Genomic DNA, 20,300 nt, shown 5'->3' with positions numbered 1-20,300 from the left:
CCTGGGAAAAGGCTAACTTGCCTGCTTGCGGTCATGCAGCCCTGTCCATCCTAAAGAGGGCTGCGCTTCTTGTCAAGCTGTTGAGATTATTTTGACCTGCCCTCACTTCCGCTTCCTTGTACCAAGCATTCTCGCAAACAACTCGTTCACGTTCAAGCTGATTCCGAAGAGTCCTGGCTTCACTTCGAGAATACTGCTGATCGCCTCTGCCGTGGACTCCTTTTCATCAAGATGTTCGTCTATCTTGCGCATGAGTCTCAACAGCTCTTCTTTATCTTTCAGCTCCACCAGCCCCAGCAGCTCCTTCACATTGTAGGCCCGCTTGGCTCCATCAGGACGATACCTGTCTATGCCGTCCTGCACGTTGTCCAGCAAGGTCTGGTAGTCAGCAGTGACATCCTTGTCATCCGGCATCGGGATCCTCTCGCTGACGGCCAGCTTCTCAAAGCTGCTGTTGATCTCCCGCAGCGAGAACCAGAGGAAGCTGAGGTATTCCTTGCGGCGCGGGCCGTTCACCCAGAGATAAATGCGCCGGGCCTCTGTGTCCGCTTTGATCACCGCCTCGCTGCCGCTCTCTTGGTCGCGCAGCACCGCGCCGGTTCGCCAGCAGAGACCAGCCTTAATCTGCCCATGCCGCTTGACCAAGAAGCGGGGCATGACCGACGGCGGTAGAAAGCTGTGATAATGGAGCACGAAGCCCAGCGCACCGCTGTAGTCAAAGGTGAAGGGCGGCTCCGGCACAGGGAGAAGTTGCGGGATGAGCACCGCCTCCTCGCCGACACGCCAGCAGAGCTGGAACTTCTTCATCAGCTCAATCACATACGCATGGGTGCAGGCCGGGTAGGAGTACGGCTCCTCGCGGCCCTGCGGCAGGATTGCGCAGAGGCTGTCCAAGCGCAGGCGGCCCTTGCGGTCGGCGGTCTGCTCGGCGTTGATCAGCTTGTAGACCGCGTTCGTCACCCAGACCGGATCAAGCACATGGGTGGCATTGAGGATGTAGTCCTTGAAATGCACGGCCACGCCGAGATCATGGAGGAAATCCACCAGCGTGCTGCGGTTGTCCTCACCGGCCAGGCCCGCATCCGCGCACAGCTCGCCGTATTCCTCGCGGCTGATGTAGGGCCGCCCCATCTGCTCGATGCGCTGCTTGACCGCAAACCAGCTCTGCGGCCAGCGGATGCCGATCATCGGCACCTTGCCCAGCTCGGTGATGAGGGCCGCTTTGAACTGGGCGATACCCCTGCCGTCAGCGCAGCAGGTGCGGAAGAACTGGCGGATGCCGGGGTATTTTTGCAGCAGGAAAGGCCGGTTGAGGTCAAACGAGGGGTTGCTGTCCTGCTTGTTGAGCACCACCAGCACGGGCGAGTCGCCGCCAAAGCTCTCGATGTGCTGGAGCCAGTATTCCGCCCGCTCGTCCTTGCGGCCATCGAGCACGAGGACGTACAGGCTGCGCTTGGACAGGAAGAACTGGTGCGTGGCGTGCATGATCTCCTGGCCGCCAAAGTCCCAGATATTCACCTTGATGAGCTGTCCGTCTGCCTCCACATCCCAGCCCCGGATGCTGATGCCATGCGTGGTGTCCTCGTGCTGGTCAAACGCCTCGCCGAGAAGCTGCTTGACTAAGGAGGTCTTGCCTGCCGCGCCATCGCCGACAAGGAGGACTTTTACTTCGTTGAGAGAGTCCACGCCTGCTTCGAGGCTGGAGAAATACTTGCGGATGGCTTCGATACCCTTCTTGGCGATCTCAAGCGGTGGGGAGGTGAGGGGGTTGTCGCTGAGGTAAAGCCACGTTAGCTTCGTGAGCTGGCAGATTTCTGGTGGCAGATTGCTAAACTGGTTACGGCTGAGGTCAAGCTCAGTCAAATTCATGAGCTGGTAGATTTCTGGTGGCAGGGTGGTGAGTTTATTTCCCCAGAGGTTAATCTCAGTCAGCTCGGTGAGGTGACCGATTTCTGGCGGCAGGCTTCTGAGCTGGTTGCCGCTGAGGTCAAGCTTCGTCGCCCCGCTTGCCTTTGTTCTCTCTATCTTCTTCAGCAGCTCTTCATTCGTCATCGCCTGCGCACCTGCGTTGTTTGTGGGGTAGGGGCAGGCCCCCGTGCCTGCCCTGTTTCGCCATCCTGCAACAAAGGGCGGCCACAGGGGGCCGCCCCTACATCCACCGTTCTCAAGGGTACCCTTCTGCTAAACTGGAGGGATCCCTCCAGACAATCTCAAGGGTACCCACTAGAATGCCTGATGGGATCCCACTAGATTTGCTGCAAGGCACCCAGTTCAATATTTGTGCCTGCTGAAGCGCATCCGCTGCAAGGCGGTGCTCGGCAGACAGACAGGGCTGCCGGGCGGGGGAATTACACGGATGCCTTTGGCTTGCAGCTCTGCTTCCCCCTGCTTGATCGCCGCATAGAGCGAACGGAGGCTGCCGCCATGCTGTGCGGCCAGCGCATCCTTCGCGGCCCGCACCTCAGCAAGGATTTCATCAGTCATCGTCCCTTCCTCCCAGAAGTCTGTCATACCAACCGCGTAATCTGCTGATGCGCCGCACCGATGATCGTCTTGCTTGGCCGGGCTGTCAAATAGCTGATCACCGAGGTTTCGATATAGACCTTGCGCTTCATCTGATCATCACCTTCAGCACTCCTTCATTCGTCATCGCCTGCGTACCTGCGTTGTTTGTGGGGTATGGGCGGTTCGCGAACCGCCCATACGGCTGGCATCCTCAAAGGCACCCTGCAATCAATCTGGAGGGATCCCATCAGGCAATCTACAGGGATCCCATCAGAGACGCTGGTGGGTACCCTCCAGATATTCTCAAGGGTACCCATCTGAATGCCTGATGGGTACCTTGCACTATTTCTGATGGCGCAGGTGCCGCCCGCGAACCGCCCAGGCCGGAGATTATCTACTCACAACCTAATGCAGCCCATCCTAAAGAGCTGCACAGGCTTTGTCAAGGAAATGCTTGTGGTTGCCCATCACAATGAAGGAGATGCGGCGGCAACCAGCAACTCGGCTGGCTGCATCCGGGTGATCTCGTCAATCACTGTCTCGTAGCGACCATCGCTCAAGGACTGACCTGTCTTCGCACTAGCGGACACGTTTTATTCCCTAAGTAGCCCTTTTGAAGAAGAAGCCGCTCGTAGTTGTCCGGCGACTGATAACTGATGGCCGAATGCCGCCGTTGGCGGTTGTAAAAGCCTTCGATGTACCAAAAGATTCGGCTTTGTGCTTCTGCTCTAGCCCTGAAGGAAGAGTGATATAGCCGCAGCGATATGTGTGCAGTTCCATGTCAATAACACATCCATCTGATGGTATGCTGCACAAGCAATATGCAGGGCATCGAGCCTTGCCTTAGTAGGCAGAGCACCGCCGAGTAGAAGGAACTCTGCCAGTACCGGAATTTCCGGGGTGATTGGCAGTAGTGGAATATCACGCAGAGCATTCAGCCGGTTGGAAGCAGCTTGCGGATCGCCTGCGCCAGCTTCTTCAACCACATACGACGAACTATAGGACATCGCTGTCAAACGGCCATGCCCCCACCATGCCTTGGTGATCTGCTGGCACGCTGAACGTATCAGGTCTTTGCTCGGACGTGAGGTGAGATAGCTGACTATGGATGTTTCTATGTAGATCCGACTTGGCATTGTCAACAGTGTGGTATTGGAGAAACAATCATAGCAGCAGCTCGGCAGGGCATTCTATGCGCATACCGATTCACCCTCTACCGCCAGCCGCTTTACCAAAGCCCAGAGTGAGCAGATAAGCACCCGTGGCAATCAGGATAATCACTGAGCCGCTGGGCAGGTTGAGGTAGAAGCTGGCTCCTAGTCCGGCAGTGATAAAGACCGCGCAGACAGCGGTGGAAAGCAGCATCATCTGGCGGATACTGGCCGCAAAGCCGCCTGCAATGGCCGCAGGTAGGGTGAGCAGGGCAATCACCATGATGATCCCGACAATGCGGATCAGAAGAACAATGGTCAGGGCGGTCAGGCAGAGTAAGAGCAGATGTAACCACTGCGTGCGCACGCCCCGAAGCAAAGCGTACTCCTCATCAAAGCAGAGAGCCAGCAGCTTGTTGTAGAAGAGACAGACCACAGCGAGAATCACGATGTCCAGTCCGGCGACAAAGAAGATGTCTTGCTTGGTGATGAGCAGGATATTGCCGAAGAGATAGGAGTTGGGGACAAAGTAGCCGGGTGTTTTGGCAATAAAAAGATAACCAATCGACATCCCGCCTGACCAGAGTGCGCCGATAATCGAGTCTTCTCGTTGGCCAGCATGACGACTGACTTGGGCCAGGATTACTGCTGAGAGTAAGGCGACTATCACTGCGCCTTGCATCGGTGTAAACCAAGAGATACCGACCACAGTCTGCAAATACAAGCCACCGCCTATGCCAGCCAGGATGCAATGCGAGATGGCTCCGGCGAGATAGCTAATCCGTCGCACCACCACAAAGGTGCCGATAATGCCAAAGGAGATCGAGGCCAAGAGGCCGGTGAACAAGCCGTAACGCAGGAAAGGCAGATCAGGGTCAAGTAAGGCCGCAAACAGCTCAGTCATGTTGATGTCCTTCAGGGCAGCAGCGGTGATCGTGTCGAATCATATTCAAGTCGCCGCCGTACATCTCGCGAATGAGTTCACCGGTCAGCTCGCTGGTTGGATGGACATAAACCTGGTTGTTGACACAGATGATCCGCTTGAAAAAGGTGGAGGAAAAGCCTACTTCATGCGTCACCATCAGGACAGCCATCTCCTTGTTCAAGTCGGCTAGCAGACCAAGCAATTGCTGCTCAGACTCGCGGTCAAGACTGGCTGTGGGTTCATCGAGGATCAGGATATCGCCACCAGAGGCTAAGGCACGGGCGATGAGCACCCGCTGCCGTTGTCCACCAGAGAGTGCGGCAAAAGGTCGCTGGGCCAGATCAGCGAGACTAACCGCCTCCAGGGCGTTAAGAGCCTTCTGCTTATCCTGCTTGGTGTATCTGCCGCTGAAGTTACTGCCCAACCGGGCCATGCAAACTACCTCCAAGGCCGAGATGGGAAAGCAGGCATCGTAGCGGGCATACTGGGGCACATAGCCAATCCTGCGCCGGGCCTCTGCTGGTGCCTGGCCATAGATGCGGATGCTGCCACTATCTGGCGGCAGGAGGCCAAGGATGAGCTTGACCAGCGTGGTCTTGCCACCGCCGTTCGGCCCAACAATACAGGCCGAGTCCTGCGGCCAGATATCCAGCCGTACCTCGGTCAAGACCGGAATGTCACTGCTGTAGGCAAAGCAGAGGTCGTGGATTTCTATAGCTGCTTCTTTCACAAGATTAGAAAATTATAACTCAATGCGGTTCGGAAACGCAGGTACTAAAGCGGAATGCTCTCTTTTCCCTTGGGCAGCGAAGAAGATCATCTCGCCCTGCTCTGTACACAGCCAGACCTCTTTTGCACCCTGCTCGAAATAGAGCTTCCTTTTCTCCCGCATTTCCTCTGCCGTGTTGCTGGCGGATACCACCTCAATACAGATCTCAGGACAGACAGAACAAGCGGATTCATGCTTGATCTTGGCAAAGACTCCCTCAGAAGCCCAGACTACATCTGCCACTCGGATGCCTTTCCGAGTGTGGATCGCGCATTCTGGTAGAGTTTTGCCGCTGCGTAACAACGAGCGCAGGAGAAATTCCAGCTCACCCTGCAAGGCGGCATGATAGATCTTTACCGGAGTCATGAGCAATTTCCCCTCTTCAGTCAGTTCAATCTTAAAGGGGAGATCGTGCAGACTGGGGTGTTCGCATACTTCTTGCCAATTCATCAGCCACTCTTATCGTGGTGGTTATTGCTGGCTTAAAGCAGAGTTGATCTGCTTGGCCATGCGGCGGAGATTCTCTGGTACATCCTCGGCCATTGAGTCTAAGGCTGCCACTTTGCCGCCAATGGCCTGCGCAATGGTCTCAGCATTCTTGCGGTCAAACTGGGGTTGCACGAAGATGATCTTTACCTTGTCCTGCTTGGCTTGGCCAATCAAGGCATAGAGCTGCTTGGGCGTGGGCGACTTCCCTTCCAGCTCCACGGCCTTTTGGCGCAGGCTGTAGGCTTTGGCAAAGTAGCCAAAGGCCGGATGATAGACCAAGAAGACCTGGCCACTGAACGGCGCGAGCAGGGCTTTAATCTCTGCGTGGACTGCGGTTAAGGTGCTGGCGACAGTTTGCCGGTTGCGCTCATAGAGTGCGGCATGAGACGGGTCAGCCTCCTTCAACGCAGCAGTTATGGCTCTTGCCATCTGCTGGAGATTCTGCGGATCAAGCCAGATATGCGGATCAAGACCGGCAGAATGGGCCTCTTCCTGATCATAATGGTCGTGCTGATGCTCAGACATAGCGATCTTGGCAATTCCGGCTGAGATATCTACCACTCGCACCTTGGTTTCAGACTGCCTGATCTTCCGCAACAGCTCCTGCTCGAACTCCAAGCCAATGGCAAAATAGATTCGCGAGCGGAAAAGCGTCGTCACCTGCTCTGGAGTCGGCTGTAACCCGTGGGGATCTTGCCCTTTATCGAGCAGGACGCGGACATTGATCAGCTCACCGCCGATCTGCTCGACCAGCCATTTCTGCGGCATAATTGAAACCAGGACAGGCACAGGTTCAGCAGCCCGCGCAGCGGTAGCCAGGAGCCAGGAGCAGAACAGGGCAAAGAGCAGTTGGTAACGCATCGTGTTTCGCTTGTCAAAGGTTCACACAGGTTTGCAAAAGACCACAAAACTTTCCAGCTTGGCCAAGGCCGCACCAGAAGCGATGACCTCTCTGGCCAAGGCAATCCCGCCGAGGAGATCAGCGGCCTTGCCCGCAGCCATGAGTGCCGCCCCAGCATTGAGCAGTACCATGTCCAACTTTGCGCCAGGTGTGCCGCTGAGAACTGCACGCACCTGGGCTGCCGATTCTGCCGCAGTTCTGCCACCTTTAATCTCGGCGAACTCGGCGCGCTGGAAGCCAAGTTCCTCTGGTGTTACGGTGGAACTCTTCACCTGGCCGTTATGCGCATCAGCAAGGTGGGAGGTACCGGTAACAGTCAACTCGTCCATGCCACCTTCCCCCCAAACAACCAGGGCACGCTGCATTCCCAGCCTGCTGAGGACTTCGGCAATCGGTACAACCAGCTCTTTGGCGAATACACCGGTGAGTTGCACGTTCGTTCGGGCTGGATTAGTCAGTGGGCCGAGGATATTAAAGATGGTACGGATGCCCAACTCGCGGCGCGGGCCAATCGCATATTTCATGGCCCCGTGTAACATGGGCGCAAACAGGAAACCAAGGCCTACAGTGCGCACGCATTCCGCCATCCGTTCCGGCGACATGGTCAGATCTGCGCCCAAGGCTTCTAAGACATCCGCGCTCCCGCAGGCTGACGACACCGCTCGGTTGCCATGTTTGGCCACAGGGATTCCTGCCCCGGCAATTACAAAGGCAGACGTGGTAGAAACGTTGAACGTGCCAGAACCATCGCCGCCCGTGCCGACAATATCCAGCAGCACCTCGCCCGCAGCCGTATCTACCCCGGTATCAACAAAAGTGGCCTTTTCGCGCATCACGCGCACTGCCCCGACTATCTCATCAATGGTCTCGCCCTTCATGCGCAGGGCCGTGATAAAGGAACCGATTTGGGCATCAGTGGCTTGGCCGCTCATGATTTCCTGCATAACCGCAGTCATCTGCTCTTCGGCAAGATGTTGGCCAGTGACAACTTGGGCGATAGCTTCTTTGATCATTTTTCTCTGCTGCTGGGCAAGATGCTCTTGAATGACAAGGCAGACCAGGACGTTTCTGGGTAGGCCGGAATGCCTCCTGCGGACCGAACAAATTTGTTCTACTTACTGTACCAAGAATCCTGGCGGAAGCAACAGGATTTCGGCATCTCTGCGCAAGGCCGCTGCCTTGGCCGTTTCAGTTTGTGCTAACCAAGAGAGAGCTTTTGCTGAATCAGGAGCGAATCCGCTCTCCTGACAACCCTCTGCGGCTAGGCAGAAGAAGGTTCTTGCTCGACAACAAAAGGTGTTGGCCGAGCAGAAGAAGGTTGTTGTTAAGCCACAAAAGGTTGTTGCCGAGATACAAAGAGTTTTTGCTTGCTAACAACCTTCTTCTGCCGAGCCAGAACCTTCTCTTGCTTGGCCACAAAAGGTTCTGGTTAAGCCAGAAAGAGTTGTGGCCGAGCCACAAAGAGTTGTTGCTCGGCAAGAACCTTCTTCTGTTAAGCAACAACCTTGTGTTGCCGAGCCAAAGAAGGTTGTTAGCGAGCTACCAACGAGTGTTAGCTGGCCAACAGGCTTTTATATTCGGTCGCGGGCCGCATTTCTTGTCCCGCTACAATGTGGAAAGGCCGAGCAACCCCAGAATGCTCGGCCTGCATTCTTGCCTTGCTTGGCCGCACGCAGTACCATCGGGCGACCACAGAGTGGACAGAGCTGCGCTTGCTCTGCTTTGTCCTTGACTAAGGATTGCACATGCCGGATATGCTTTCTTCTGGTGCTGAAGTTGTTTTTGAGCTGGGCCGTTTTGAGTGCGCTGAGGATGGCCTCGATCTTGGCGGCGTTAAACACCCTTTTGTTCCGCGCCTTGATCAGTTGAATTACGTTGCTGCCCTGGACAACGTTCTCTGGCATCTCGGTAGCGAAAGTGCCATTGCCAACAAAGACGATCAAGGAGAAAATATGCGCCTCGCTCACGCCTAACAGCTCATGCAGTGCCTTTGTATGTTTGTAGTTCTGATGCAGCGGGTTCTGAAAACTGCACACATGCGAGTCAATCTGCTGTGTCCAGCTGCGTTCCTGCTTACTGCCTGAGATCAAACCCTGCATGTTCTTGGTCTCCAGGACAAAAATCCCATACGGAGAGATCAATACGTGGTCGATCTGGGTTGTGCCGTTGTTGCTCGGCAAGGTGACATTGCTGAAGGCGTGATAAACGCGGCGGTCTAGGTGTCGCCGGATAGCCCGATTGACCCGGACTTCCCCCATGAACCCTTTAAACCGCCGCGACTTGAGAAGTTTGACCAGCGCACTGGCTGGCAGCAGCAACCAAAAAACTTGCAGCAGCTCAAGGGTGAGCTGCGAAATATGCGTAATCATGCGGCAGCTCCTGTAGAGGTTGAGAGAAAACCGCGATTTCTTTATTGACGCAACGACGTTCCCTGAATACCATGCGCAAAAAACACGGAGAAACTTGCTATGCTTCCACCTCCCCCTGTACCTGAAAAAGGCTTCTCATGGAAACAACTGCTGGCCGTTGCCTTGGCTGTGATGCTCCTCACCCTGGTTGCGGTGGCCGTGGTGATCAAAATCTGGCTCTTTCCCCAGCCTCTCAAGCCAGTCGTTCTTGACCAGCAGGAAGAACAGCAGCTTGAGCAAAAGCTGACCCAGCTGGAAACGGTTGCTGCTCCCGCTCGTTCGCAGCAGGTGGAGGAGCGAGAAAACGGCCCACTCCAGCCAGAACCGTACTCAGAGCAAGGAGCCAGCCGGGAAATCATCTTTAACGAGCGCGAGATCAACAGCCTGCTAGCCAACAACACGGAGCTGGCAGAAAAAATGGCTGTGGATTTTGCCGAAAATCTAATCAGCCTCCGTCTGCTCCTGCCCCTTGATCCTGATTTCCCGGTGCTCGGAGGCAAAACCCTGCGGATCAAGGCTGGCGCGGAATTGGCCTATCGGGACGGGCGGCCTGTGGTGGTTCTCAAAGGCGTGTCCCTGATGGGCGTGCCCTTGCCCAATGCTTGGCTGGGTGGGTTGAAGAACATTGACCTGATGCAGGAGTTTGGCGGCCAGCCCGGTTTCTGGCAGAGCTTGGGTGCGGGAGTGGAAAGCATTCAGGTGCGAGAGGGCGAGCTATTACTCAAGCTCAAGGAATAGCTCGCCCTGGCCAGCTGATTATGGTCTCTGGCTGCTGTTAATTCGCCGCCTCATCCAGACGCTCGTCAGCAGAGTAAGAGCGGCCAGCAGCAGGGTGATCTGCTGGAAAAGCGTGGCTTCAACCAAGAGCCAGGCTGTTGCGAGAAGTGGCAGTAAGGCGATCTGCACGGTGAGTCGGGCCAACTCATGCTGGGCAATGAAGTCAGCAATGGGTGGTGAAACCGCATAGTACCATTGGACAAAGGCCTGGCCTGGCGCGTTGGTCAACAGGCGCAGATCGCGGAATTTCTTCAGTAGAACTACCTGCGGTTGCAGAGCAGTGCCGTAGGCAGCCGTGGCAATGAAACAACCGCCGCCGCCCCCGCTGCTACTGGCGGCCTCTTCTTCGCTCTTCTTGATACCTTGCACCTGCTCGGCAAAGCCTTCGGCAATCATCTTCGCGCCCCTGGCGTTTGGATGTAGGCCATCCGTGTTGATATTCTTCCACTCTGTGATCACCCGGCTATAGGTGTCCACCAAGGTGAAACCAGCGTTGGCCGCAGCAGTGACAATCTCGGGATTGTAGTTTTCTGGGGCAAAATCAGAGTTAGAATTCGGGGTAATAGTGGACATAATCGGCACTGCCCCGGCTGCTTTGGCCTTTTGCGCCATGTTTTGGAGGTTAAAACTGGTGGCAGACGGCGAAAGCCGTTCTACAACATCGTTTGCCCCTTCCATAATGATTACGTACTTCGGCTGAGAATCGGCCAGGACCTTGTCAAAGCGGGAAAGGCCCTGAAAGGTATTCTCGCCACCTTTACCAGCGTTGATTACCACCAGAGATTTCTTGGTTGAATCGACCAGATCTTGCAAATAGGTCGGATAGGCAATTTTTCTATTATTCTTATACCCCGCTGTAATAGAATCGCCAAAGCAGAGCACCACATCAGCTTTAGGAACAGGCTTCGCAGCTTTAGGCGCAGTGGTCACAGGTAAGCTCTCTGCCTGACCAACCCAGCAGAGCAGCAGACCGGCACAGAACAGCGGCCAGGTATAGAGTTTCATTTCGCGTTGGCCTCCTTGCCTACCATAGGTACATCCAGCAGCACGTATTGACTATCTTTGGGCACGAATTCAGGCAGGATAGGCTTTACTTCCTGCTCCTCCTCTTCTTGCACAAACTCCTCCTCAAGAGACCAACTACCCTCTGTATAGGTTGAAAGCAGAGGCACATAGTGGCCATCTCGGAAGCCTTCCCAGCGTACCTCCAGCTTACCCTGTTCATTGTGGCCAATTTCCGGGCGAATGTCAGGAACCTGATTGGCCTTGTTGATCAATTGCGGCTTTTGCCAGGCTGAATGTGCATGCCGGGTCCAGTAGATCTCATCTTGGCCGCCGTTATTGCCTGCCCAGACCAGCCAAACCACGCCAGTCTTGTCAATCATGACTGAAGGGGCAATGGCCGCGCTGAGATCTTGCATCTCCAATTTAACTGGCTCTGACCACTTGCCGTCTTGGCCCACTATATAGCTGATCGAGATGCTGTCTGGATTGACTGCTGACCAGAAGATCCATCTGCTGCTATCTGGAGCAATGGCAAAGGCTGGATGGAGCTTGTTGGCGTTGTCGTTGGTCAGTTTCTCCGGTGCTGCCCAAACGCCATCTTGGCTGGAGCTGTGATAAATTTCATGGCGCAGACCATCCGACTGCGACCAAACCAATTCCTGCTGCCCTGCTTGGCAGGATGCAGCCCATAGAGCGGAGAGAACTGCTAGCCGCAAGAGAGTATTTTTTACCAACATAATTGCACCTGAGCTAAAGAGAGCTTATAGAACCACCTTGCCAATGTCATGCAGACCAACAAAGACAAAGTTATACACGGAAAGCAAAAAGAGAAGAAAGAATACCCCTGAGAAGATCGGCCTTATCACCAGCTGTTGGCAGTGATAATACAGCATCGCGAGCATGGGCACCATAGGTAACAAATAGCGGCCTTGCGCCTGGAAGTCAACAGTCCAGGCGTGATGAATTAGGCCCGCAAGGAAAAACACTGTCCAGCCACCTGCGATGCCAAGCAGCGTCAAGCCAGCCCAACCCCCGCGCCAGACAACAGAAACGATCAAGGTCAGCAAGAGCAGCAGGCCAAGGGTCTGTACATAGTCATAATAGACAAACGGAGCGGAATACTGCGTGTAGCCATAGACCCCAAAGGCGGTGCGGAAGGATTTCCCTGCCCAGCGTTCAACTGTCAGCATGTGCCACAAGGAAATGCCTCTGTCCCGCAGCTGAAGATACAGATGCTTCTCTTTCAGCGGGGTGCTCGGCTTGTAGATTGTTTCTGCATACTGCTCACGAGCAGCCAAGGTGAGTTCCCCTTTGCGGAACTCATTGATCCAAGCATCTGTGACCAGGACAGCAGTAATGAGCAGACTGCCAGTCATGATAATGGTAATAAAGCGAGCCAGCATCCGTTTACTCCAGACGACCGGCGCAACCCGGATCCGCCACAGGAAATAGAGCAAGAAGAAGACATAGAGGAAATAGAAGTTCTGCTTCTGTAACAAGAGCAGGCCAAAAAGCAGGCCGAGCCAGAGCGAGGTAAGCCAGCCATACCTGGCTGGTTCGTCACGCAGGAGACAGTTGAGTGAGGAATCAACCACAGCCAGCTGATAGGCTGCGAACAGGCAGATAACCAGGGCCAGGCCCTCGGAATCCACATAACTGAAGATGTACCAGATTTGCGGAGACAGCAAGACCACCAGGAGAAAGCTGCGAAACGCTGTCTGCCGGAACGCGCAAAGGGGCAAGGCCAAGAAGAGAAAGACATTCAACAGGCGCAAGGCCAAGTACGGCTCTAATTGGAACGGATTCAGGAAGCGCAGATATTTTCCAGCTACGAGATAATAGATCTCACCTGAATGCAGCCGCGACACCCCGTATGCACTGTAGGTATGGGTAATGGCCGGATCTCCGATCTTGGGTGGCAGGTTGTGTTGGGTGTAATACTCGCTGGCCGCGACATGCACAGATTCATCAGGATGGGTGTTATAGGCACTGATGACTGCCATAACCAAGATCAAAGCCAGGACAAAGACTGCCAGCACAGGTATAAAGTCCAGCCATTGCGCAAAGAGGCGGGATAAGCCATAGCAACCAGCAGCCAGCAGCAGGATCAGCAGCCCATGTTGCAGCTCTTTGAGCCACGGGATATGCCGTTCCATGTGGGGCAGGGCCAGCTTGAGCTGCGCATCTGGTTTGCTGATCTGAAGCTGGATCCCGCCTTCTGGCAAGAGCGTCAGGTTATCCACATCAGCCATGACTTGGAGCTGTGCAGCAAAATCAGCAGGGCTGTGCAACTGATAGAGCGGAAAGCCGCTCTGCTGCACAGTAATGCGCCGAACTGTAATTTGCGCGGCCTTGTTCTCTGTTGGATCAAAGCGCAGGTGATCAAGCTGAGAAAGATTTGTGACCCGCACCGCATAGTGCTTTTCACTCGGTTTAATCAGTAACTTGGCCACGTGCTTTTCACTGTAGTTGCCCTGCTGGTTTGGCCAGTAGAATTTCAGGACTGTGCAAGTGTTTGTCTCCAGTTCCAGCTCAATCAAGGCCCTATTGAAGATCAGGACAAAATAACTTGTACTGAAGAGCAGGAATAAAATCAAGATGAACAGCCAGTGCTTGGGTGGCGCGGCCTTCTCTTCAGCTAAGGTTGTGTCCAGACCCAGCCCGTATAGAGGCTGGGCCGCAGCAAAATGGGGCAACAGGCTGGCGAGCTGCATGGTCACAGAAAGAAGAATTCAGGAGGAGTGGAGAAAAGGTCGTTCCAGCAAGGTATAGGTGCCGCAGGCAAAGCAATAACTGAGCAGTAAGGTCGAGAGGAAGAAAGGGAAGCCGACCACCGTCTTGCCACAGTACTGCACTGCGCCCTTACGAATGACTTCCAGGAGCAGCGGGTGCCAGAGATAGATGCTGAATGAGACTAAGCTGATTGCCCGCAAAGGTGTCCAGGAGAGCCAGCGCACAGGCAAGGTCTGCCCACTCGCCAACACTGCCAAGATCAACCCAGCAGCGGCAGCGGCAAAGTAAGGAAAGTAGTGCAGAGCCAAGAAGCGATGGCCGCCCCAGTTCCGTTGATGCGAGAAAAGGACAAAGACCAGCACGATCAGGCCAGCTAGGCCCGCAGCCCAGGGTTTGGCTTGCTGCTGAAGATGAGGCTGGAGCTGTTGCCAAGCACTGTGCAGCCAGGCCGCTAGCACACCGCCAAGGAACACCCCAAAGTAGAGCGGAATCCCATCATGCAGGCCGCCATGCAGCTGCACAGCCTCAGCAAAATGATTGGCCAGCAGGATCAAAACCAGCAGCCCTGGTAGTACCAGCCAAGGCCGAATGCGGAACAGCAGCAGGCTGATCAGCATGAGCGGCGGAGTGAGTAAATAGAAGATCATCTCCTGGGGCACAACCCAGAGATGCCCGCTCCCTTTGAGGAAGAAGAAATGCAGCATCGCCTCATCCAGGCGGCCATGTAAGAAGAAAACCACCAGGATATAGGCATAATAGACAGGGAGAATCCGCTGCATGCGACGGAGAAAGAAATGCTGCCAGCAGGATAGCGACAACGCCCGTTCTGGCTGGCGGACAAACGGTCTTGCCAGCAGGAAGCCACTTAGGCTCATGAAAATCCAGACCCCGCTGCGGCCTACGCCCGAAAACCAACCCCAGGTATGATCAGCCACTACCATCAGCATGGCTAGGCCCCGCAAGCCATCCAGGGCAGCAATGTTTTCCCCGAGCGACGGCTGCTTGCTGCGGAGATCCGCCAAAGGCGCAAGCTGGGCCAGTTCGATCTGCTGTATCAGGAGAAAGAAGAGAAGCGAGAAAAGCAGGGGGAGACCCCAGAGCAGAAACGGCTTCGGCGTAAGAAGCGGGCTGGTGCACACCAGAAAGGAATCGGCACTGGTTTGTACTTCTAACCAATCCTGCTTGAGCTGTACAACCGTATTCGCCGCCTGGCTCTTGAATAAACGGAATATGGCTGTGGGCTGAAGAGTGATATCTTCGGCAAAAGAACCAGCTACGGTGAGTTGGTGCAGCTGCACTGTGCCAGGTTGCTCACCCAGATCAAGCCGCAGTTTTCTTGCCGGAGCATGATGGAGGCGAATCCGCACCTTTTGCACCTGGCCTGGCTCAATCATTTCTGAGAAGACCGAATTCGTTTCAGTGAAATCCCCGCCGCCAACTGCATAAAAGACCTGGAGACGGTCGCGGTGATCCAGCTCGATCAGCACTTCGAGAAAGTCTGCCCCAGCCAGCTCAATCTTGCAGACGGCAAAAAGAGCGGCAAACACCAGCATGCTTGCGGCAAAGGCCAGCAAATTCTTGCGGGTGTGCATCATTTACCGTTTTCTAATCCGCTGATAAAGTTGATGGAGCTTATCTTCAAAGGGCACGAGCAAGGGGAAGAGCAGCCCACCCAAGCTGTGCGAAAGCAGCAAGACCAGCTGGCCTTTCAACGTTGCGCCAAAACCCAGGTTGCCCAAAGGGATGACCTTATTACAGAGTAGCGTGTGGACGATGCGTCCGATCTCGCCCTCACCTAAATCATAGTTTGGGCCGGTAACGTATTGTTCTTTCATCGCAGGTTCTGCTTAATTGTCTTCATAGGCAACAGCTCTAGCCGGTGGCCTGAACTCACACCATCGTGTGACTCAGCCTCACACCGTAGTGTGAAGCACACTCACACCATGGTGTGAGGCACACTTACACCGTAGTGTGACTTAAGCTCACACCATAGTGTGAGATAAAGTACCTCGCTCGAGTGAGATTGCTTCATTCGCTCGAGTCACTTTGCTTATCTCGCTCGAGTCAGTTTCCTCTCTAGGGATGAACGAGATTATCGCACATGTACGAGTGAGTTGCAAGGGCACAAATGTTTGAGGCAGCAGGCTCAGTTATTGCTTGAGCCGCTCTCTTATTTGCCGGAAGAACAATTCGGTGCGCAGGAAAGGTCGCCAACGCAGGGCGAAAGAGGAGCGTTGCCAAAGCCTTCGCAGGTCAGGGCGCATCTTGCTTTGATGCTGGCCGTGAAAGTCATCTAAGTGCTGCTGCTGCCGGATTTCCTCGATCTCGCTCGTCTTGGGGAACGCAAGGCGGGTAAGCAGGAGATAGTTGAGCCAGGGCCGGAGTTCGGCAAAGGTAAAGCCGAGCAAGGCATTGGCATAGCCATATTGGCGCGCCCCTGCCAGGATCCCTTGTTGCAGGGGCTGGAAATGCGCGCTGTGGGCCTTTTCCGCTTGGGCAGCTGCGTCATCGTCGCGCCGGAAAACCAGCTCATAATCTTGAGGCGTATCAGCCAAGCGGTAAGCATTGAGCGTAGGATGCGGTGCCCGGCAAATTTCCTCAAACAGATCGAGATTGGCAAGCAGGGCTGAAGCAGCCAGATCAAAGCGATCTCGGTCATAGACCAGCCCCTTGATCTGATTACGTGGGGTTTCTGGATACGCAAGCCCCCGGCTGGCTCCAAAGAGCAAGCCTTGGCAACGCGGTGCATCGCGGCGATGCGCCACAGCTCGGTGCAGGAAGCGTTGAATCGTGCCCAACCAACCAATATCCACCAGCGCGACATCAGGATAGGCAAAAAAGCCTTGCTCTTCCAGATAGCAGTTCAAGGCATTGCTGGCTGCCAGCGTTTGTCGCTGTACCTCTTCCTGAAAGCCCTCCTCCTCTTCCAACATCTCATTGAAGCGAATGCGATTCTCAGGAATAAAGCCCTCATGAATCGGGGACAGCACGGTTTCCTGGTTGATCTCATGCTTGGCGAGAAAAGGGGCAAAGGGTTCTGGCTGTAAGCCAAAGACCCGGCAGACATCGCGGAAGTCGCGATTGCCCGCTGGCAGGAAAACGATGTCCGCATGTTCCCGATCCAGGCCAGCATAGGCGCAGCTGGCCGGGGCTAAGGCCATCCGGCTAACGTAGAGGTAGGATACTTTAGGCAAGACAGCTCCCGCGTAAATCCGAGGGGCCACTTCATGCCAGATCTGCTCAAAGAGCCAACCTTCACGGGAGAAGAAAAAGATGCGTTTGATTCCAGAATGCAGACAGTATTCAGCAATACCCTGGATAAAGGCCGAGAAGAGCGGGGCAAAGACATTGAAGCCTTTCACATACAGCGGGTGCTGGGGGATGTTCTCTGCTTCAAGCGGCAGCATAATCTGCTGCACAGCTCGGCCCCGGTAAAAGTGTTGGCCAAGGGAGTAGTTGCAGTAACGCTTGGCCAGCGATTTGCGCAGCTTCTCCCTGCCGTCCCGCAGGACGAGGGCCTTGATACCATGCTCTTGCGGGCGCAGGCCATCAGAGATGGGATTATCCCCCACATGCAGCCAGCGGTCGTAGTCTAATGCGAATCGCTCCTGGAGCATCGGGAAGGCACAACCTGAAGCCTTAGCCCGGAAGCTATCTGCCGAAGAAATGACAGCATCAACCTGATCTAAGAAGCCAGCATGTGCTACCAGCCGCTCAAGATGGCTGGCTGGCAAGTAGATATCCGAGACGATCAGCACCCGCTTGCCATGCTCTTTCAGCTCTCGTAGCCAAGCCACCAACTCGGCGCGGGGCACTAGGACGGCATTCTCTAAGGACAGCTCGTAGTCCGTGATTTCCTGGAGCAGGATCTCGTGGTCAGCGGCTTCGCCAAACACGGTGTTGACCACCCGGCCCATGTAGTCAGGATAGCGGGCCTCTTGATCAGGGAAGCGTTGGCCAGTCGCTGCTCGCTGCTCCTTTTCAAAGGTATTGCGCAGCTTAAGGATATAGGGCCAACTCTTGCTGATACCCATGCCAGCGGCCCGGTTGCAGATATAGCGGGCAACAGCTGGCTTAACCATGTCTGGATCATGGATACGCCGGATTAGCAGGGTGTCGAACAAATCAAAGGAAACAGTGTCGATGCTGGCATCAGCCAGGGCACGACCTTCATGCACCAGCTGGGCTATCGAGTAATATTGGTTGATCTTCATGAAGTGTGAGCAGGGCAAAACGCGGCAGGAGGAGTCCTGCGAAGATATAGAGCAGAAAGGAAGCGTAGATAGTTAAGACAAAGCCAATATACGTCGCGGCGACAACACTCAACACACTCCCCAGTACAGTAAAGAGACCATTGATCGCCCAGGCCCAGCCCACTGCGCCTCGGCCCTTCTGATAAGAACCAGCAATGCCAATCGCAAAGGGCATCCCTAAGAAAAGGCCCAGCGGGAAAATCAGCACGACTGTCGCCAGAATGCGGAGAGCTGTTGACCACTGGAGGAAGAAATCCAGCAGTGGTTCTTGGAGCAATACCAAGAAGGTGCCATATAATGGAATACCGATGAAGGGCAGGAAGCGGCCTAAGCGTCTTTTGGGCAGAGCCAAGGTATCGCAGAGCCAGCTGCCTGCACCGGCTGCGAGTAGAAAAGCAAAGACAACAGCAGCGTAGGTGTAGAGTGGATATCCAACCAGCTTATGGAAGAACTGGATGAAGATCAACTCAATGGCAATGAAGCCTGCCCCGAGGCAGGCAAAGTAGGTGATAAAAGCAGGTTTGCCGCGCCATTTATCTCTGCCAACCTGCGAAAAGAACAGCGGCCCAAAGAGGCACAGAACTGCCAGGGCCAACGCTGCCCCGGCAGTGACAAGCAGGTGGATCACATCCATCGGCACCCCGTGCTTGATCGAATCATTGAGCAGCACCCGGACAGCTCTATCCACATAGGGTTCCTTAGTGGATACTGGCCCCAGCCGCTTGCGCAGGTGGTTGAAGAAGGGTTGATTATCAGTGGAGACTTCTATGCGGTAGGGAATGGCTGCCTCCAGCTCAGGTGGTAGCTGTCCTGTAAAGAAGCCAGGCGCGATTTTCTCTGCTTTCGGTGCCAGCAGTGGGTTATGGATGAGCTTAAACTGACCACCCAGCAGGGAATGCACCCGGTCAAACTCCTGCCGTGTCCACGGTGACATCTTAATCAACAGGGTAGGCAGATTGGCCCAGGCATCAGAGTAATACAGTAGCACATGCTGGGCAAAGTTCTCTCGGCCCAAGTCCTGCCAAGCCTTGGCGGCAATCAGCAGCATCTTGGGATAGACATGATGATTGATATGCAGTAATCCGTTCGCACTCAAATGGCTGAAGTATTCCTGGTAGGCTTCTACCGTTTGCAGGTAGTTGGGCGAGACTGCGCCGGAACCGGCGGCAATGCTGGTCGAGGTGTGGTTAGACATCATCTGAATGATGTCATAAGGTTTGCTACTGGCTCGCAGGAAGCTCCGTCCTTCACCTTGGACAGCATGGACCTTGGGGTTGTTGTAGGGTTCAACTGCGTATTTCTCCTTGCCCAGCCGCAGTACGGAACCCACCATTTCCACGGCATCAACCTCGCTGGCACCAAAGGCTAGGGCCGCCTTGGTCTCCTGGCCACCTGCGGCACCAATGACGAGCACCCTCGCTCCAGTGCCCTCTTTGAGCCAATGCGAAGCAAAGACGAAACGATCCCAGAAATGACGGACAGCATTCTCTGGCAGCTCCTGCCGCAGCTTGCAATAATCACCGTCAAAATCATAAAAGTAGCTGGTCTGCGAGCCGCCATCATAGGCAATCCAGGTGAAATTATCACTGTAACGGATGAGATCAATGCGAGCGATGCGATCCCAGACGGTTTTCAGAGGCGGCTGCTCGGTCAGGGAAATGAAGCCGCGTTTGTCCATGTGAAAGGGGATTTCCAGATAATCCTTGTCGCCTTTGCCGAGAAAAGTCCAGCTAGTGGTAAGGGCAGCAAGCAGGAGGAGCGGTAGCCGGAGCTTGTTCTCCTTGATAAGGAAAGCGGTTCCGGCCAGCGTTAACCCGGCAGCAGCAAAGAGCAGGCCTGGCCCACCAAAAGACGGAATCAGCAGAGGCACCAAAACGCAGCCGAGCGAGGCCCCAGCCAAATCCCAGGCGTAAAGCTTGCCGAAGCGTCCGGCATGTTCCGTGAAGAGCAGGGAGAGGATCAAACCGCTGAGGAAGAAGGGAATCAGCAGGCCGCTGAAGGCGCAGAAGACCCGCAAGGCCAGCGAGCCAATGCTGGCAAAGTTGACGAAATCGACCTTGAAGTGACTGAGCAGCACAAAGATACCAATGTAACTGGCTGCTAAGGTCAATGTCAAGGCCAGGGCAACCGGCGGTATCCAGGCCAAGCGATGCGCAAAAAGCGAGGTCGCTACGCCAGCAATGCCAAAGCCGAGCAGGGCCAAGGTAATGACCATGTAGGCAAAATGCGGATACCAGAGGATGTCCAGCACCCGGATCAGACTCAACTCGTAGAACAGGGTGGACAGAGCGACTAAGGCCACGTATCCATAGACAGAGTTGGGGAGTTTGGGCGTTGGTTCTGGCAGATTCATGCAGGCGACCGGTTCGGGTTGATCCACAAGG

General features: G+C 54.9%; 19 protein-coding genes. 1 reads left to right on the top strand and 18 read right to left on the bottom strand.

Features of this window, described 5'->3' with window-relative positions:
* Positions 1-102 precede the first annotated feature (102 nt).
* The 11 genes from ACNKIB_RS06480 to ACNKIB_RS06430 form a co-directional block, all read right to left on the bottom strand.
* A complete protein-coding gene (locus ACNKIB_RS06480) occupies positions 103-2,052 on the bottom strand; it encodes a COR domain-containing protein (protein ID WP_417909733.1) in 1,950 nt (649 codons plus the stop codon).
* Between the two features lie 219 nt (positions 2,053-2,271).
* Positions 2,272-2,484: a hypothetical protein gene (locus ACNKIB_RS06475; RefSeq protein WP_417909732.1), complete on the bottom strand. Its 213-nt coding sequence runs from the start codon at positions 2,482-2,484 to the stop codon at positions 2,272-2,274.
* 488 nt (positions 2,485-2,972) lie between these two features.
* Complete coding sequence (locus ACNKIB_RS06470) at positions 2,973-3,095, bottom strand: hypothetical protein (RefSeq protein WP_417909731.1); 123 nt, start codon at positions 3,093-3,095, stop codon at positions 2,973-2,975.
* Positions 3,062-3,202 (bottom strand): hypothetical protein, encoded by a 141-nt coding sequence (locus tag ACNKIB_RS06465; RefSeq protein ID WP_417909793.1) that lies wholly within the window; start codon positions 3,200-3,202, stop codon positions 3,062-3,064. The genes ACNKIB_RS06470 and ACNKIB_RS06465 overlap by 34 nt, the downstream gene beginning before the upstream one ends.
* 31 nt (positions 3,203-3,233) lie before the next feature.
* Entirely contained in the window at positions 3,234-3,641 is a 408-nt protein-coding gene (locus ACNKIB_RS06460; RefSeq protein WP_417909730.1) for a type II toxin-antitoxin system VapC family toxin, read from the bottom strand.
* Between the two features lie 70 nt (positions 3,642-3,711).
* On the bottom strand, positions 3,712-4,560 hold the full coding sequence (locus ACNKIB_RS06455; RefSeq protein WP_417909729.1) for a metal ABC transporter permease: 849 nt from the start codon (positions 4,558-4,560) through the stop codon (positions 3,712-3,714).
* A complete protein-coding gene (locus ACNKIB_RS06450; RefSeq protein WP_417909728.1) occupies positions 4,553-5,311 on the bottom strand; it encodes a metal ABC transporter ATP-binding protein in 759 nt (252 codons plus the stop codon). Before ACNKIB_RS06450 ends, ACNKIB_RS06455 begins: the two co-directional genes overlap by 8 nt.
* Before the next feature lie 12 nt (positions 5,312-5,323).
* On the bottom strand, positions 5,324-5,800 hold the full coding sequence (locus tag ACNKIB_RS06445) for a Uma2 family endonuclease (protein ID WP_417909727.1): 477 nt from the start codon (positions 5,798-5,800) through the stop codon (positions 5,324-5,326).
* 21 nt (positions 5,801-5,821) lie between these two features.
* Positions 5,822-6,700, bottom strand: coding sequence for a metal ABC transporter solute-binding protein, Zn/Mn family (locus tag ACNKIB_RS06440; protein ID WP_417909726.1), 879 nt, complete (start codon positions 6,698-6,700; stop codon positions 5,822-5,824).
* A gap of 21 nt (positions 6,701-6,721) precedes the next feature.
* Entirely contained in the window at positions 6,722-7,753 is a 1,032-nt protein-coding gene (trpD, locus tag ACNKIB_RS06435) for an anthranilate phosphoribosyltransferase (RefSeq protein WP_417909725.1), read from the bottom strand.
* 558 nt (positions 7,754-8,311) lie between these two features.
* A complete protein-coding gene (locus tag ACNKIB_RS06430; protein ID WP_417909724.1) occupies positions 8,312-9,109 on the bottom strand; it encodes an NERD domain-containing protein in 798 nt (265 codons plus the stop codon).
* A 99-nt stretch (positions 9,110-9,208) separates the two neighbouring features.
* Here ACNKIB_RS06430 and ACNKIB_RS06425 point away from each other — a divergent pair, with 99 nt between their 5' ends.
* Positions 9,209-9,886, top strand: a complete 678-nt coding sequence (locus ACNKIB_RS06425) for an arginine N-succinyltransferase (protein ID WP_417909723.1) — start codon at positions 9,209-9,211, stop codon at positions 9,884-9,886.
* Between the two features lie 18 nt (positions 9,887-9,904).
* Here the strand turns inward: ACNKIB_RS06425 and ACNKIB_RS06420 are convergent, their stop codons facing one another.
* The 7 genes from ACNKIB_RS06420 to ACNKIB_RS06390 form a co-directional block, all read right to left on the bottom strand.
* A complete protein-coding gene (locus tag ACNKIB_RS06420; RefSeq protein WP_417909722.1) occupies positions 9,905-10,930 on the bottom strand; it encodes an SGNH/GDSL hydrolase family protein in 1,026 nt (341 codons plus the stop codon).
* Positions 10,927-11,667: a hypothetical protein gene (locus ACNKIB_RS06415; protein WP_417909721.1), complete on the bottom strand. Its 741-nt coding sequence runs from the start codon at positions 11,665-11,667 to the stop codon at positions 10,927-10,929. Before ACNKIB_RS06415 ends, ACNKIB_RS06420 begins: the two co-directional genes overlap by 4 nt.
* Positions 11,668-11,691: 24 nt before the next feature.
* Positions 11,692-13,650, bottom strand: a complete 1,959-nt coding sequence (locus ACNKIB_RS06410) for a hypothetical protein (protein ID WP_417909720.1) — start codon at positions 13,648-13,650, stop codon at positions 11,692-11,694.
* Positions 13,651-13,662: 12 nt separating this feature from the next.
* Positions 13,663-15,258 carry an acyltransferase family protein gene (locus ACNKIB_RS06405; RefSeq protein WP_417909719.1) on the bottom strand — a complete coding sequence of 532 codons (1,596 nt, stop codon included), beginning with the start codon at positions 15,256-15,258 and terminating at the stop codon, positions 13,663-13,665.
* The gene (locus ACNKIB_RS06400; RefSeq protein WP_417909718.1) at positions 15,259-15,498 is read right to left on the bottom strand and encodes a hypothetical protein; all 240 of its coding nucleotides are present in this window, start codon (positions 15,496-15,498) and stop codon (positions 15,259-15,261) included. It abuts the gene before it with no gap.
* 315 nt (positions 15,499-15,813) lie between these two features.
* The gene (locus ACNKIB_RS06395; RefSeq protein WP_417909717.1) at positions 15,814-17,877 is read right to left on the bottom strand and encodes an HAD family hydrolase; all 2,064 of its coding nucleotides are present in this window, start codon (positions 17,875-17,877) and stop codon (positions 15,814-15,816) included.
* A complete protein-coding gene (locus ACNKIB_RS06390; RefSeq protein ID WP_417909716.1) occupies positions 17,834-20,269 on the bottom strand; it encodes a hypothetical protein in 2,436 nt (811 codons plus the stop codon). The genes ACNKIB_RS06395 and ACNKIB_RS06390 overlap by 44 nt, the downstream gene beginning before the upstream one ends.
* Positions 20,270-20,300: the final 31 nt, after the last annotated feature.

The organism is Candidatus Electronema sp. PJ, assembly GCF_048287395.1.
Lineage (GTDB): Bacteria > Desulfobacterota > Desulfobulbia > Desulfobulbales > Desulfobulbaceae > Electronema.
The sequence above is the reverse complement of the archived record's forward strand: the minus strand, read 5'-3'. Positions and strand labels throughout refer to the sequence as shown.

Bases quoted from the DNA above. Each gene is read 5' to 3' on its own strand.
- ACNKIB_RS06395 (WP_417909717.1), bottom strand. From the start codon at position 17,877: ATGAAGATCAACCAATATTACTCGATAGCCCAGCTGGTGCATGAAGGT.
- ACNKIB_RS06480 (WP_417909733.1), bottom strand. From the start codon at position 2,052: ATGACGAATGAAGAGCTGCTGAAGAAGATAGAGAGAACAAAGGCAAGC.
- ACNKIB_RS06390 (WP_417909716.1), bottom strand. From the start codon at position 20,269: ATGAATCTGCCAGAACCAACGCCCAAACTCCCCAACTCTGTCTATGGA.
- ACNKIB_RS06460 (WP_417909730.1), bottom strand. From the start codon at position 3,641: ATGCCAAGTCGGATCTACATAGAAACATCCATAGTCAGCTATCTCACC.
- ACNKIB_RS06430 (WP_417909724.1), bottom strand. From the start codon at position 9,109: ATGATTACGCATATTTCGCAGCTCACCCTTGAGCTGCTGCAAGTTTTT.
- ACNKIB_RS06455 (WP_417909729.1), bottom strand. From the start codon at position 4,560: ATGACTGAGCTGTTTGCGGCCTTACTTGACCCTGATCTGCCTTTCCTG.
- ACNKIB_RS06400 (WP_417909718.1), bottom strand. From the start codon at position 15,498: ATGAAAGAACAATACGTTACCGGCCCAAACTATGATTTAGGTGAGGGC.
- ACNKIB_RS06445 (WP_417909727.1), bottom strand. From the start codon at position 5,800: ATGAATTGGCAAGAAGTATGCGAACACCCCAGTCTGCACGATCTCCCC.
- ACNKIB_RS06415 (WP_417909721.1), bottom strand. From the start codon at position 11,667: ATGTTGGTAAAAAATACTCTCTTGCGGCTAGCAGTTCTCTCCGCTCTA.
- ACNKIB_RS06440 (WP_417909726.1), bottom strand. From the start codon at position 6,700: ATGCGTTACCAACTGCTCTTTGCCCTGTTCTGCTCCTGGCTCCTGGCT.
- ACNKIB_RS06475 (WP_417909732.1), bottom strand. From the start codon at position 2,484: ATGACTGATGAAATCCTTGCTGAGGTGCGGGCCGCGAAGGATGCGCTG.
- trpD (WP_417909725.1), bottom strand. From the start codon at position 7,753: ATGATCAAAGAAGCTATCGCCCAAGTTGTCACTGGCCAACATCTTGCC.
- ACNKIB_RS06420 (WP_417909722.1), bottom strand. From the start codon at position 10,930: ATGAAACTCTATACCTGGCCGCTGTTCTGTGCCGGTCTGCTGCTCTGC.
- ACNKIB_RS06405 (WP_417909719.1), bottom strand. From the start codon at position 15,258: ATGATGCACACCCGCAAGAATTTGCTGGCCTTTGCCGCAAGCATGCTG.
- ACNKIB_RS06425 (WP_417909723.1), top strand. From the start codon at position 9,209: ATGCTTCCACCTCCCCCTGTACCTGAAAAAGGCTTCTCATGGAAACAA.